The organism is Streptomyces sp. AHU1 (genome assembly GCF_045343905.1).
In the GTDB taxonomy this organism is placed as follows: Bacteria; Actinomycetota; Actinomycetes; order Streptomycetales; family Streptomycetaceae; genus Streptomyces; species Streptomyces triticiradicis.
The window spans coordinates 1146666-1159864 of record NZ_CP174283.1 but is presented as its reverse complement, the minus strand read 5'-3'; the positions used below and the strand labels follow the sequence as shown (position 1 = coordinate 1159864).

Annotated in this window: 16 protein-coding genes; 8 read left to right on the top strand and 8 right to left on the bottom strand. The window is 72.7% G+C overall.

Annotation, left to right across the window (positions count from 1 at the left end; translation table 11 throughout):
* Positions 1-40: 40 nt before the first annotated feature.
* Positions 41-1159, bottom strand: a complete 1119-nt coding sequence (locus ACICHK_RS05340; protein ID WP_406835939.1) for a serine hydrolase domain-containing protein — start codon at positions 1157-1159, stop codon at positions 41-43.
* Positions 1160-1368: 209 nt separating this feature from the next.
* Here ACICHK_RS05340 and ACICHK_RS05335 point away from each other — a divergent pair, with 209 nt between their 5' ends.
* On the top strand, positions 1369-2061 hold the full coding sequence (locus ACICHK_RS05335) for a TetR/AcrR family transcriptional regulator (RefSeq protein WP_151467217.1): 693 nt from the start codon (positions 1369-1371) through the stop codon (positions 2059-2061).
* Positions 2062-2225: 164 nt separating this feature from the next.
* On the top strand, positions 2226-2609 hold the full coding sequence (locus tag ACICHK_RS05330) for a DUF2267 domain-containing protein (protein WP_151467218.1): 384 nt from the start codon (positions 2226-2228) through the stop codon (positions 2607-2609).
* Between the two features lie 93 nt (positions 2610-2702).
* On the opposite strand, the gene ACICHK_RS05325 is transcribed toward ACICHK_RS05330, so the two are convergent.
* Positions 2703-3035, bottom strand: coding sequence for a putative quinol monooxygenase (locus tag ACICHK_RS05325; protein WP_406835938.1), 333 nt, complete (start codon positions 3033-3035; stop codon positions 2703-2705).
* A 194-nt stretch (positions 3036-3229) separates the two neighbouring features.
* Between ACICHK_RS05325 and ACICHK_RS05320 the strand changes: the two genes are divergently transcribed.
* Positions 3230-3874 carry a DUF2975 domain-containing protein gene (locus ACICHK_RS05320; RefSeq protein WP_406835937.1) on the top strand — a complete coding sequence of 215 codons (645 nt, stop codon included), beginning with the start codon at positions 3230-3232 and terminating at the stop codon, positions 3872-3874.
* A complete protein-coding gene (locus ACICHK_RS05315; protein WP_151467221.1) occupies positions 3874-4101 on the top strand; it encodes a helix-turn-helix transcriptional regulator in 228 nt (75 codons plus the stop codon). Before ACICHK_RS05320 ends, ACICHK_RS05315 begins: the two co-directional genes overlap by 1 nt.
* Before the next feature lie 126 nt (positions 4102-4227).
* On the opposite strand, the gene ACICHK_RS05310 is transcribed toward ACICHK_RS05315, so the two are convergent.
* From ACICHK_RS05310 to ACICHK_RS05295, 4 genes are all read right to left on the bottom strand, one after another.
* On the bottom strand, positions 4228-5031 hold the full coding sequence (locus ACICHK_RS05310) for a phosphatase PAP2 family protein (protein WP_406835936.1): 804 nt from the start codon (positions 5029-5031) through the stop codon (positions 4228-4230).
* 1 nt (position 5032) lies between these two features.
* Positions 5033-5986: a YihY/virulence factor BrkB family protein gene (locus ACICHK_RS05305; RefSeq protein WP_151467223.1), complete on the bottom strand. Its 954-nt coding sequence runs from the start codon at positions 5984-5986 to the stop codon at positions 5033-5035.
* Positions 5987-7696 carry a diacylglycerol kinase family protein gene (locus ACICHK_RS05300; RefSeq protein ID WP_406835934.1) on the bottom strand — a complete coding sequence of 570 codons (1710 nt, stop codon included), beginning with the start codon at positions 7694-7696 and terminating at the stop codon, positions 5987-5989. It abuts the gene before it with no gap.
* Between the two features lie 244 nt (positions 7697-7940).
* Positions 7941-8438, bottom strand: coding sequence for a lamin tail domain-containing protein (locus tag ACICHK_RS05295; RefSeq protein ID WP_406835933.1), 498 nt, complete (start codon positions 8436-8438; stop codon positions 7941-7943).
* A gap of 235 nt (positions 8439-8673) precedes the next feature.
* On the opposite strand from ACICHK_RS05295, the gene ACICHK_RS05290 reads away from it, so the two are divergent.
* From ACICHK_RS05290 to ACICHK_RS05275, 4 genes are all read left to right on the top strand, one after another.
* The gene (locus tag ACICHK_RS05290) at positions 8674-8988 is read left to right on the top strand and encodes a DUF6400 family protein (protein WP_151467226.1); all 315 of its coding nucleotides are present in this window, start codon (positions 8674-8676) and stop codon (positions 8986-8988) included.
* Positions 8975-9226: a hypothetical protein gene (locus tag ACICHK_RS05285; protein WP_151467227.1), complete on the top strand. Its 252-nt coding sequence runs from the start codon at positions 8975-8977 to the stop codon at positions 9224-9226. Before ACICHK_RS05290 ends, ACICHK_RS05285 begins: the two co-directional genes overlap by 14 nt.
* A gap of 402 nt (positions 9227-9628) precedes the next feature.
* A complete protein-coding gene (locus ACICHK_RS05280; RefSeq protein WP_151467228.1) occupies positions 9629-10120 on the top strand; it encodes a hypothetical protein in 492 nt (163 codons plus the stop codon).
* Positions 10121-10294: 174 nt separating this feature from the next.
* Complete coding sequence (locus ACICHK_RS05275; RefSeq protein ID WP_406835932.1) at positions 10295-10723, top strand: alpha-amylase; 429 nt, start codon at positions 10295-10297, stop codon at positions 10721-10723.
* A gap of 33 nt (positions 10724-10756) precedes the next feature.
* Here the strand turns inward: ACICHK_RS05275 and ACICHK_RS05270 are convergent, their stop codons facing one another.
* The gene (locus ACICHK_RS05270) at positions 10757-11440 is read right to left on the bottom strand and encodes a hypothetical protein (RefSeq protein WP_406835931.1); all 684 of its coding nucleotides are present in this window, start codon (positions 11438-11440) and stop codon (positions 10757-10759) included.
* On the bottom strand, positions 11437-13095 hold the full coding sequence (locus ACICHK_RS05265; protein ID WP_406835930.1) for a protein kinase domain-containing protein: 1659 nt from the start codon (positions 13093-13095) through the stop codon (positions 11437-11439). The genes ACICHK_RS05270 and ACICHK_RS05265 overlap by 4 nt, the downstream gene beginning before the upstream one ends.
* Positions 13096-13199: the final 104 nt, after the last annotated feature.

Sequence of the window (13199 nt, the reverse complement as noted above, 5' to 3'; positions counted from 1 at the left end):
GACCGCGCCGGAGGCGCCGTGGCCCCGCGCCACGGCGCCTTCAGCCGTACATCGCCACCCGGTACAGCGCCGCGAGCGCCCCGTCGACGGGATGGGGCTCCGGCATCCCGGAGGAGTCGAGCCTGTTCCACCGCTGCGCGTTCACCGCGACCGCCAGCTGCCTCCCGCCGTCCGCGCGGGTCATGGCCAGTGTCCCGCCGCCCCAGACCGTGCCGCCGTGGCCCCAGAAGGCGCCCTGCCCGGGACCCTCCATCGGGTGCAGGCCCAGGCCGTAGTCGACGGTCCTGAGCTCCTGGGAGACGACCGGGACCGTGCTCCGCATCTCCGCCAGCGACGACGGTCCGACGATCTCCCCGGCCAGCAGCAGGCGGTAGAAACGGTTGAGGTCCGAGACGGTCGATATCAGCGAGGCCGACGGTCCCACCCATGACATGTCGAACACGCTGTAGTCGCGCGGCGGATCGATCATGCCGAACCACATCTCGTAGAGCCGCGAGTGCGGCCCGTCGACGTACGGCCCTTCGGGGAATCCGGTGTCCCGGAGGCCGGCGCGCTCGACGACGTTCTCGGTGATGCACCGCTCGGCCGTCGTGCCGGTCACCCGCTCCAGGAGCTGCGCGAGGAGCAGGTAGTTGGTGTTGGAGTACACCCCGGGGGTGCCGCCCGGGGCGCCGAACGCGGGGGCGGTTACCCCCGTCGCGATCAGTTCGAGGGGGTCGAACCGTGTGAACCGGTGCTCGTCCAGGCTCTCGGGTCCGGTGTCCGCGAGGGCGGGGTACGGCTTGAGCGAGGGATAGGCGTACGGCAGGTACTCGGCGAGGCCGCTGGTGTGGTTGAGCAGCATCCGGACCGTGATCGCGTCGCCGCGTTCTCCGGGGACCAGCGCCGGGAGGTACCGGCCGACCGGTGTGTCGAGCCCGATCCGGCCCTCCTCGACCTGCTGGAGCACCGCGGCGGCGGTGAAGGTCTTGGTGACGCTGCCGACCCGGTGCCGCATGCCGACGGTGACGGGGCGGCCGGTGGTGACGTCGGCGACCCCGGCGGCGCCGCGCCAGACCTCGTCGCCGTCCCGCACTTCGGCGAACAGGCCGGGCACCCCGGCGCGGTGGACGTTCTCGAGGGCGGCTTCCAGCGCCGCGGGATCCAGTGCGTTCTTCACGTCGTGCGTCCTTTCGCGCGTCCCGGGGGGACTCCGCCCCGGTCGCCCGGCCCCGGACGACAGGGCACGAGCGGCCTGTCGGCCCGCCCCCCGGAGGTTTCCGGCGGGCCCTTGTCCTCATTATGCACGCGGTGCGTGCAACGCCAAGTGCAATATTGAGTGCAATGCCGGGCGCATCGGCTAGGCTGAAGTTCGGCGAGAGGAGTGGGATGACGGGCCGAAGGCGTTGGTCGACCGAAGAGATCCTGGACGTGGCGGCGGAGCTGCTGCGCACGAGCGACCCGGACTCGTTCAGCGTGCGCAAGCTGGCCGTGGCCCTCGGGACCGACTCCTCCAGCCTCTACCGGCACTTCCGCAGCAAGACCGAACTGCTGCGCGCGGTCGCCGACCGGATCCTCCTGACCGCCATGGACGGCTACCGCGCCGAGGGCGACTGGAGACAGCGGATCATGGCCCTGGCCCTGCGGGTGAGGGACGCCTTCGGCCGGCAGCCCCAGCTCGCGGCGGTCTGGGGACGCTACGTCTCGAGCGGCGCCGGTTCCCGGCTGGTCATGGAAGAGGCGCTGCAGGCGCTGCGCGCCTCGGGGCTGCCCGACGAGGAGATCCCGGCGCGCTACCACCGGATCGCGGTCCTCGTCTCCGCGCTGATCGCTTCCGAGGCCGGGGTCGGCACGGTCACCCCGGAAGAGCGCGAACAGGGCATGGAGCTGTTCCGGGTGGCGGTGCTGGGCGCCGACCCCGAACGCTTCCCGGCCCTGGCCCACTTCGCCCGTGACATCCGCCCCCTCGTGGTGGACCGCCGCGCCGCGTTCGAGGAGATCCTCGCCGCCCAGCTCGACCGGGTCGAGGACGCGGTCCGCGCGGGCCGGCCGGCCGGTTCCGGGGTGCCCGCGGACGGCTGAACGGCCGCGGGCACGGAGGGGCCCACGGTCTGGCCGCGCGGGCCCGGCGGCCGCGTGTCAGTGTGGATCGAGGGCCGTGTGACCGCGGGACCGCCAGGATCTCGGGCGCCGGGCCCTCGGACCGCCGAGCCGTCGGACCGACGATTCAGAAGAGGAGGCGGCGCGTGGAGGAGAGGGAATTCGTCCGGGCGGTGTCGGAGCGTACGGGCCTGTCACGACAGGAGTCGGCCGATCTGACCCGGGCCACGCTGGAGACGCTCGCCCATCGGCTGAGCGGGGGCGAGGACCGGGCACTGGCGCTGAAGCTCCCCGAGGGGCTGGCCGAGTCCGTCCGGCGGGGTGCCACCTCGGCCATCGAGGTCTTCGGCTACGACGAGGCCGTACGGCGTGTCGCCGAACGCAACGTGCTCAAGAAGGAGGAGGCCGACAGCGGTGTCCGGGCCGTGCTCGTGACGCTGCGCGAGGCGGTCGGCGAGAAGGAGTTCGGCAATGCGATGGCGCAGCTCGGAACCGATTTCGCCCGCCCGGTCGAGGAGTTCGTCGGCTGACCCGCCGACGCCCTCTTGCGGGGCGTGATCCAGGGACTCCGTTCCCGCGTCCGGCCCGGTCCCGTTCCGTCACGGGGCCGGGCCGGAGCGCTCCTAGGGCTGTTCCTCGACGGCCATCTCGCCCAGGAGGGACCAGTCGTCCTGGGGGATCTTCACGTTCACGATGCGCGGTGTCGAGGTCAGGTGGTCGGGCATGAGCTGCTGAGCGGCCTTGAAGTGCGCGGACTGCACGTGGGCCGCCCCGGCCTCGTCGTCCCGGAAGGCCTCGACCAGGACGTACTCCGTCGGGTCGTCGAGGCTCCGGGACCAGTCGAACCACAGGCAGCCGGGTTCGGCGCGGGTGGCGGCCGTGAACTCGGCGGTGATCTCCGGCCACTTCTCCGCGTACTCGGGGCGGACGTTGAACTTGACGGTGATGAAGATCATGAGGGCTCCTCGGATCGCTGTCGAGTCATTCTGTAGCCGTCCGTGGCCGCTGAACATCATGAGCCCGTAGGCCGACCGGGGGGAACCCCGCGACGCGGCCCTTCCTTCCGGAGCCGTCCCTCGAACTGTCTTGCGGGGCACCGTCGCGCTATGTATCGTTTTTCGATAACATCGATAATCGATGCGGGGGAGTCATGGCGAGGGTACGCAATCCACTGGAGCCGATGTCGAGCGCGGTCACGGTCCTCGTGACGCTGTTCGCGCTGATGACGGTCCTGGGCGTGTTCGGTTCGATGTTCCTGGACGGAGTGCACGTCCTCGGCGTCGGCGACAAGTCCATCTGTGTCACGGACACGGCCGAGACGGTGGGCACCGACGCGGAGCCGTACATGGGGTTCAGGGCGGCACCGGGAGCCGTGATGGGTCTGGACGCCAGCCCGAGATACTGCACCGACGACCCCAGCACGGCGCAGAGCCTGCTCAACACCGCGACCGAGGTTCCCGCTTTCGTCTTCACCGTCGGGGCGCTCCTGCTCGTTCTCCTGCTGATCCGGGGTGCCGAGGGCGACGGCCTCTACACCGCGCGGACGGCGGAGCGGCTGCGCAGGGTGGGCTGGTGGCTGCTGGCCGGCAGCGTGCTCGCCGCGATCGGGCGGTCCGTGAGCGAGAAGGCACTGCTCGGCTCTCTGAGCAGGGGCGGTGACGTCAGTACCCTCTCCGGGCTGATTTCGTGGGACGCTCCTTACATGGCGATACTCACCGGCCTCGGCGTCCTCTCCTTCGCACGGATCATGCGCGTCGGCGTCACCATGCGGGAAGACCTCGACGGAACGGTCTGATGCCCGAGGACAAGGAGGAGCACGCGATCGAGGTCCATCTCGACCGTCTGCTCGAAGAACGCGGGATGACCCTGACGGAGCTCGCCGACCGGGTCGGTGTCACCCATGTGAACCTGTCGATCCTGAAGAACGGCAGGGCGAGAGCCGTACGGTTCACGACGCTGACGCGGCTCTGCGAGGTGCTGGAGTGCCAGCCCGGAGACATCCTCAGCCATCGTCCGGGCTGAGGACGGAGCCCGCGGGCCCCGTCCTGGTGGCGGCCTCCGCCTCGTCCACGCGCCCGGCCCCGTCGGGCCGTCCCCGGGCCGTCCCCGGGCCGTCCCCGGGCGCGGGACGACGAGCCGAACGGACCGTCAGGTGACGGCCCGTTCCTCTGCTCCGTCGGAGGCCCCGGCCTCGGGCCGTTCCTCGGTGAGTTCGGGTTCCAGGCCTTCGGCGACCGGGGCCCGGGGCCTTCCGGTGTCGGCCCGCCAGGCCTCGAACGCCCAAGCCGTGAAGGCGACGACGGTCAGCCCGAGCAGCCAGCCGCCCAGCACGTCACTGAACCAGTGGACGCCCAGGGCGACACGGGTGAAGCCGACGCCGACGACGGAGAGGACCGCGGCGCCCCAGCACGGCGCGCGCCAGGGACGCGGCACCATGGGCAGCAGGACCAGCAGCAGGACGGCGAACGAGGTCGTCGCGGTCATCGCGTGGCCCGACGGGAAGGAGAAGCCCGGGGCCCGCGCCACCGGATCCTCCAGCGACGGACGTGCCCGCTCGACGACCGTCTTCACCAGGAGCCCGATGAACCCGCCGGCCACGGCCGTCACCGCGGCCCACGCGGCCAGACGCCAGGCCCGGCGGTACACCAGCCAGACGGTCAGCAGCGCGACAGCCGTACGCAAGGTGACCGGATCCCAGACCCGGTCGGAGAGGAAGCGCAGCATACTCGTCCAGGCGGGATGGTCGAGGGCGACGACGTGCAGCCGACGGGCGGCGCCCGCGTCCAGTCGGCGCAAGGGCCGCCACTGTCCCTCGACCAGGACGAGGAGCAGGCCGAACGGGACCGCGGTGACCGCGGCCGCCGCGGCCGCGCCGAGCAGCCGGGCGCCGAACCGCCGGTCCGCCTCCCGGCGGCGGTCCCGCAGGTTCCGGACCATGGAGCGCGTCGCCATCTCAGACCCCCGGATCGGGTTGGACCGGACCGGGGCGCCGCGCGCGCGAGGCCTCCAGCTGCGCGGCGAAGGACAGTCCGAGGAACAGGGCGATCGAGGTCAGATAGGCCCAGAGCAGCAGCGACATGAAGGCGCTGAGGGGACCGTAGACCGTGTCGAAGGAACCGCTGAACTCGAGGTAGAAGCTCAGCAGCCAGGTCAGCGCGGTCCAGAGCACCAGGTACACGGCGGCGCCGAAGGCCAGCCAGGTGTAGCCGGGCTGGCGACGACGGGGCGAACGACGGAAGATCGCGCTGGCCGAGATGAGGGCGAGGAGCAGTCCGAAGGGCCAACGCAGCACGTCCCAGGCGGTCTTGGCCCCTCCGTCGAGGTGGTAGACGGTCACGACCGCGGACGCCAGGTCGTCGCCGGCCACCATCAGGACGAAACCGAGGCCGAGCGGGATTCCCGCGCTCAGGGACATGACCAGACCGCGCAGGTACTTCCGGTGGAAGACGCGGTCGCGCTCGTTCCCGTAGATCCGGTTGGCGCCGCGCTCGATCTGGCACATCGCGGTGGTCACGTTGACCAGGGAGAAGGCCAGCCCGAACCACAGGGCGACCTGGGCCCCGTCGCCGGCCGTGCGCCGGCTGCGGCGCAGCGCGTCGTCGACGACCTCGGCGCTCGGCCCCGCGCTGAGCCGGCGGATCGTCAGTTCGGCGACCCGGCCGACGTCCTCGGTGTGCAGGGCCGAGGACAGGCCCACGAACGCGATGGCGAGCGGGACCAGGGCCAGGACCGTCTGCAGGGCGAGCGCACGGGAATGACTGAACCCGTCGGCGTAACGGAACCGGATGAACGCGTCGCGCAACAGGGGCCAGCCGCCGTACCGGCGCAGGGACGCGAGGGCTTCGTCGGCGGAGAGTTCGTCGCCGGACATGGCATGGGTCTCCGGGACCCTCGTCGCGGTACCCATTCACTTCTCCCGGGAGGGCAGCATGACGGTCAGCGCGCCGGGTTCGACCTCGGCGGTGAGGCGTCGGCCGGGGCCCACCGGGTCCCCGTCGAGTTCCCGGGACTGAGGCGTGTCGAAGACGAGTTCGGCGCGCCGGAAGGTGAAGAACTCCACGGGGACCTCGTCGTGGTCCCCGCCCTCCGCCGCGAGGGTGCGCACGGTGGACGGCCGTGGCGGCGTGGCGCGTCCGCGCAGCAGCGTCCGCACCGCCCGCAGCCAGCCGCCCGGTCCGCGCGGGTCGAGGACCAGGAGGTCGAGCAGCCCGTCGTCGGGGCGGGCGGCGGGCAGCAGGGTGACTCCGCCCTGCACGGCCGCGACGTTGGCGACGAGCACCATACGGGCCGTGCGGCGCAAGGCGGGGGATCCGTCCAGCCGGATCGTCACCCGCATGCGGGGCGTGCGCAGGGTCCCGATCCCGGCCAGCGCGTAGGCCGGCCAGCCGAGGGCGGCCTTGGCGCGAGGATCGGTGTGCTCCATCATCGCGGCATCGAGACCGGCCCCGGCCATCGCGGTGAACCGGGTGGCCTTCAGGCCGTCGCCCTCGATGGCCGCGAGGTCGAGCCGGTGCGGACTGCCGCCCAGCGCGGCTTCGAGCGCGGCGACGGGGGAGAGCGGCAGACCGAGGTTGCGGGCCAGGAGATTGCCGGTGCCGCAGGGGACCACGGCCAGCGGGACCCCGCTCCCGGCCAGGGCGTCGGCGACCGTGCGGACCGTTCCGTCCCCACCGCAGACCACGACGAGTGTCGCGCCCTCGCGGACCGCGCGGGCCGCCTGTCCGGCCCCGGGGTCGTCCGCGGTGGTCTCCAGGAACACGGGTTCGCGGTGGCCGTGCCGTTCGAGGATCCTCCGCAGCTCGTGGCGCTCGGACTCGTCGGTCACCGTGGGGTTGAGGATCACGGCGGTCGTGCCGGGCGGACGCTCGTCGGCGGTCCGGCCCGCGGGTGTGCCGTCCGTGGACGGCGCGGCAGCCACGGACCGGTCGACCAGCAGGGCGCGCCCCACGATCAGCAGGGACAGCGCGCCGTTGACGAGGCCGCCCAGGACGTCCGTGGGGTGGTGCATGCCCCGGTAGAGCCGGGCGGCCGCCACGAGCAGCGGCAGGAGCAGCAGCAGCCCGGCCACGACCTTGCGCCACGGCCCGCGGATCCGGGACAGCGCGAGAACCGCCAGACCCGCGTAGACCGCGGTGGCCGCCCCGGTGTGTCCGGAGGTGTAGCTCGACGTGGGCGGTGACGCGTCGAGGCGGTCCACGTCCGGCCGGTGCCGGTCCACCGACTCGGTGATCGCCAGGAAGACCAGCGACTGGAGCGACACGGCGACGGCGAGGAAGACCGCCTGACGCCACATCGGGAGACGGGGTACCAGGAGCAGGCCCAGGCAGGCCAGGAGCGTGACGGTGATGACCGTGAGGGTGTTGCCGGCCTCCGAGGCGATGGACGACAGCGCGGTGAGGGTGCCGGTCCGGGCCTGTTCGAGGCGCTCGTTCACGGTGTCCTCGGCCGTCAGCGGCCACAGCCCGCGGGCGGGACCGGTGATCAGGAGACCGAGCCCCACCATCGACGCCGCCTGGCACGCGGTCAGCGCGGCGATACGAGCGGCGGTCCGGCCGGTGCCCCGGGGCAGTGCGAACGAGCGGGCGGAGCCCGTGACTTCGGTTCGGCTGCCGGACATTCCGGCGGCTCCGTCCGGTACGGCGGTCGGCATGGAGGGCTCCCAGGGGCAGCGCGGTGCGTCCGGATTCCGCCCGGGACGCGCTTCCTCCCGGGTCCATCGCCGTCTGCCCCGGATCGTCCCGGACAGACGTGTCCCGGCACGGAACCGGATCCGCCCCGGGCGGAGCGATCAGGTGATCGCTCCGCCCGGGGCGGTCGTTTCCGGGTGGACGGAGCCCGGCGGCCGGACGCAGGCGCTCCGCTCAGCCGTGGTACGAGATGTAGCCGTTGCCGTCACGGTCGTCGGCCGACTTGGTGTACGAGTGGACGTCGGCGCGGGCACCGGACGACTTGTACAGGTAGATGGTGTCCTTGTCGTTGTTCCAGATGAAGTTGCAGTTCTGGCGGTAGACGACGTTGCCGGCGTCCGAGGCGGTGCCGTGGCCGCCGCGGAGCTTGATGTAGTCCCCGGGCTCCAGGTAGTGGTTCGCCGGGAAGGTGAACTTGTTGCCCGTGGCGTCCTTGACGACGTAACCCTTCAGGTTGACGGTCGTGCTCGACGAGTAGTTCTTGATCACCAGGTACTCGGCCTTGGAGTTGCCGCTGGAGCAGCTGTTGGAGTCCCGGCCGGGCGCGTCGTACTGGACGCCCTTGATCTTCAGCGCGGACGAGTACTCCGCGGCCTGGGCCGGGGCCGTGGCGACGACGGCGAGCGTGCCGGCCGCGGCGGCGGCGACGGCCAGGGCATGACGGATACGCATGAGGAATCCCCCCTCGGTGGTGCGGATGGAGCTCCAGGAGCATACCGATGATGTGATCAACGGATGGTGGAGATGTGGGGGACGCGTGAGCGCCCCTCGGTCGTGGGTGTTCTGGGCGGCCCCCGCGGACGGGGCCGCCGGTCCGGCGCGGGGGCGGCCGTCACGGCCCCGACCTGCTGTGACTTCGCCCACCTCCTCTTGTCCCGACAAGAAAGGCATACCTAAGTTCTCTCCCATGGCCCCACAAAATCCCCCGCTCCCGCACGGCCCCGGCGAGGCCGGAGCGCCGCTCCCGACGGGTGCCGGCCGGCCGGACGCCCCCGGACTGGTCGAGTTCACCGTCGACCTCACCGCCCAGGAGGTCCTGCGGCAGGCCCAGGTCCTGGCCGTCCTCGGTCCCGACTGGGACCCGATGGAGGTGATGCGCCAGGAGGAGGCGGCGTACGCGCTCCTGTACTCCGGCCTCGACGACGGACAGCGGCGCGTGTACGACGACCTCGTCGCGGCCGGAGTGCTGCCCCGCCGCGGAGACGGCCGTGCTGCCGCTTGACCCCCAGGCGGACGTCGGGCGGCGCGCCTGGGTGAGGTGCCCGAACTGCGCCGACAGTCACGGATGCGCCTCCTGCGAGCAGCGCCGGTCGTGCTCCGACCACTGGCGCTACCTGCTCTCCACCACCGGGAGCCTGCTGCATCTGCAGTGCCCGTCGTGCACCCATGTCTGGGTCCACGAGACCGGATTCGGCGCCACCCGCTCCTTCTGGGAGCGCGTCAGGGGCGGCCGCTCCTGACGCCGCCCGGCGGACGGGCACCGCGGGAACAAATCTTTGCCCACCCCGAAGGGTCCGCACGTCAGAGCGGGGTTATCCTCAGGGCCCCAGGCGGGTCGGACTCGTCCGACGTGCCGCTGTGGGAAGATCGCAACCCCGCGCGACAGCAGTCCGGGCCCGCGCACGCCATCGCTCGCAGATTCGAGGACGCTCGCGGCCCACCGGTGAATGACGGACCGGCCCGCGCGGGTAAAGAAACTCCATGCGCATCAGCGCGAACACCCCACTGCCGAAGGACTGCCGGTCTTGGACCTCCCACACTCAGAATCCCCTGCCGCGCGGCGTCCCGGACGCACGTGGACCGTCCGCATCTCCGGCCACAGCGACCGCACCGCGTCGGTCACGTGCTCCTCTCCCTGCGCCATGCCGCCGCGGTCCCGCGACCTTGCCGCGCTGCGCCGCTTCGCCGAAGCCCATGTCGGGGCGCACGCCCGCGCGGCCACCGTGCACGCGGACGCCGCCTGTGCCTGCCGGCAGACGCAGTGCGCCTCCCACGAGGGCAGTCCGGTGCACTGCATGGGCAGCGTGCTGCTGGTGCTGCGCCACGATCCGGCCATTGCCCAGGTGTGGACCCTGAAGGAAGTCTGCGCCGCCTGCGCCCCGTTGATGACGCACACCCGCGTCGTGGGCCGCGCGGTGCCCCGCACCCGTACGCCGTCCGCGCCCTCCGCGCCGACGGCCGCCACCGGTGCCCCCGCGGCCGCTCCCGCGGTTCCCGGTGGATTCAGCGCCCCGAGCGGGCCCGGTTTCAACAGCGCGGACGCGCCCCCGGCACCGTCACGTCGCCGCGCCGGCGGCCGTGGCCGCACCCAGCCCCGGCAGGGCCGGCGGGACCAGGGCAGATCTCGCGGCTGACCATGCCCGCACGGCCGTCCGCGGCGGGGCGGTGACGGACGTGGCATGCCGTGTCGAAGGCGGGCGCAAGACCTGGGCGGGGACATTTCGGTGAACGGCGCCGGTTCGGTTGAGGCTTCATCATCGACTGAAAGGCGTTGCATGACTTTGCGCAATTCTTGCAAGCGTTGCAGGGTGGCACCGCGCCGCGGCTCCACGGCCGCCGCTTCCGCCGACATGAAGGACGCCGCCATGTTCACCACCAGCCGCTCCGTACGTCCGCACGCGCTCAGGACGGCTCTGGGGCTGTCCGTCGCGGTCCTGGGCCTGTTGGGCGCGGCCGGAGCGCCCGCCGCCGCGCGGGACGCCGGCCGGGGTGCCCCCGTCGGCGATGTCGTCGACGCGACTCCCGTCCCGGACTGCGTCCACTACTACAGCGACTGGCGCTACACGACCGTCGTCAACGACTGCGACACCACCGTGGACGTCACCGTCCGGTACACCGACGGTCAGGGCGCCCCCTGCCGCACCCTGCTCGCCGGGGCGATCGCCACCTTCGCCGGCTACGGCCCCCAGCTCAACTACGTCACCGGCCTGAGCGCCTGCACGCCGTCGGGCGTGTGAGACCACAGGGCGCCCGGCGGCTCGGCGGCCGTGTCATGGGCAGCTGTACGTGAGCTCCGTCGAGACGGTGCGGCGCACGGGTGAGAGCAGGTGCAGCTCGGCGCGTGCCTCGTAGCGGCCGTCGCCCTGGAACGTCCACAGCAGATGGAGCCTCGACTGTTTCTGATTGCTCGTCAGGTCCTCGTGCAGGACCTTCGAGGAGGTGCCGTCGCTGCGGACCCAGCGGTACGTGAGCTCGCCGGGCCTGCCGTTGGTGGTGACCGTGCCCGTGATGTCGGCGGTCTCGTCGCATTCCGGGGAGGGGGACGCGGTGGAGACCGTGACGTCCTCCACGCCGAGGGACGGCGCGGAGCGGTGCCACAGGAGAAGGGCCACGACGGCCAGCAGCACCAAGGCGGGGAGCGCGTGACGGCGCCAGGTCCGGCGGCGGGCCGGAGCGACCGGAGGAGCGGCGCCGATCCGGCGCACGGTGTCGGCGTTCACGCCGGGACCGAAGCGCAGCAGGGTGCCCTCGACCCGGTCGGGTGCGACGCCCTCGGCCGTGGTGCCGCCCCCGGCACCGGCCCCGGCGCCCGACAGCGCGAGTGTCGCCGAACCCTCGGTGAGGGCGAGCGTGTCGGAGGAGTCCGGCCGCTGGATCCAGTGGCTGGCCAGCACGGTCGCGCTGTAGTCGTCGTCGGGGGAGGAGGCGCCCGAGGCGCTCTGGTTCTGGTTCATCCGATCGAGCACCGCCGGGTGAGGAGCTGTTGCCAGGCGCCGCCGTCGGCGGAGGCCGGCTGGGTGTCGGCCCGGACGCCCCAGTAGCAGCCCGTGCCCTGGAACGTGTGGTCGAGGGCGATGGTGTACTGGGTCGCGCCGCTGCGCCGGTAGGTCTCCGCCGTCCCGTCCTGGGTGCCGGGCCGGCCACTGACCTCACCGGTGAACCAGGCGACCGTGATGGTGACCGGTCCGGTTCCGTCGGTGGTGACGGTGGCGGTCGCGGCCGCCGTCGCGTTGCCCGTCTGCCGGAAGCCGCTGAACGAGACGGACTTGACGCTGACGGTGGGGGTGGGCGTGGGCGACGGGGAGGCCGTGGTGGGCGGCTCGGCCGTCGGCGTGGCCGTCGCCGTCGGAGGCGCGGCCGTGGGCGACGCGGACGCGCCGGTGGTCGCGGACGCCGAGACGGTCGGTTGCGTCGTGGCGTCCGAGGCCGAGGCGGACGGCGTGGGCGGAGCCGTCGCGGACGACGAGGGGGACGGCGTCGGGGAGCCGGGGTCCGCCGTCGTCGTGGGGCCGCCGTCACCGGTCGGCCGCGCGCTGGTGGTGGCCAGTGCCTCCGCGGCCCTGCGGGGCGTGCCGAAGTCCGGGGAGTGCCGGTCGATGCCGTACGTCAGGAGGAGGGCCGCCACGAGCGCGGCCCCCGACACGAGCAGGGAGCGAAGACTGGGCCGCCAGGCCCGGAGCCAGTCGGGTGCCCCGCCGAGGACCGTGCGTGCCATGTCCGTGGCGTGGCGCGGCACGGAGGGGGCGGAGGGCAGCAGCAGAAGGCACAGGGCCACGAGCGCCGCGAGTTGCCGACGGCCGCGGTCCTCCCAGTCCGGACCGTACGCGCCGCCGGCCGTCGCCTCGAGTTCCGCGACGAGGTCCTCGGCGTGGGCGGGCCGTTGTCCGGGCGTCTTGGCGAGGCCGCGCAGGACGAGCGGGCGGACCGGCTCGGGGACCTCGTCGGCGGGGATGGCTCCGTCCACGTGCTGGAGGGCGAGTTCGGCCAGGTTCGCGCCGGTGTAGGGCTTGCGGCCGGTCAGGCACTCGAAGAACGTCGCGGTCGCGGCGTACACGTCGGCGGCCGGCGAGGCGGGGGCGCCGGTCCACTGCTCGGGAGCCATGTACGACGGGGTGCCCGCGATGCCGGCGGTGGTGCCGTCGGCGGTGGCGATCCCGAAGTCGACGAGCTTCGACGTGCCGTCGGCGCGGACGAGGACGTTCTCCGGTTTGTAGTCACGGTGGACCACGCCGAGGCGGTGGGCGTCGGCGAGGCCGAGCAGTGACCCCTTGAGCAGGACGAGGGCGGCTTCGGGTTCGAGGGGAGCCTGCCGGCCGAGCAGGGTCCGCAGCGACATCCCGTCCACCAGCTCCATGACGATGGCCGCGCCCTCGGGCCCCTCCACGTACTCGTAGAGGCCGGCCACGTGGTCGCTGCGCAGCCCGCCGAGCAGCCGGGCCTCCGCCCGGAACTCCTGCACGAAGCCCGGACGCGTGCGCAGCGCGTCACTGAGGTACTTGACCGCGACCGGATGCCCGGTCTCCTCGTGAACGGCCAGCGCGACGCGCCCGCTCGCCCCCGAACCGAGCTCGCGGGACTCGGCGTAGCCCGGTACCGCCCATGTGCTCATGACCCATGCCTCCCCGAGACGTGGGGCGCGTGGGCTGTTCCGGTCCCCGCGCGCTCCAGTCGTGTGCTGAGACACGATCGGGGCCGCTTCGGTTGCAGGCGGCG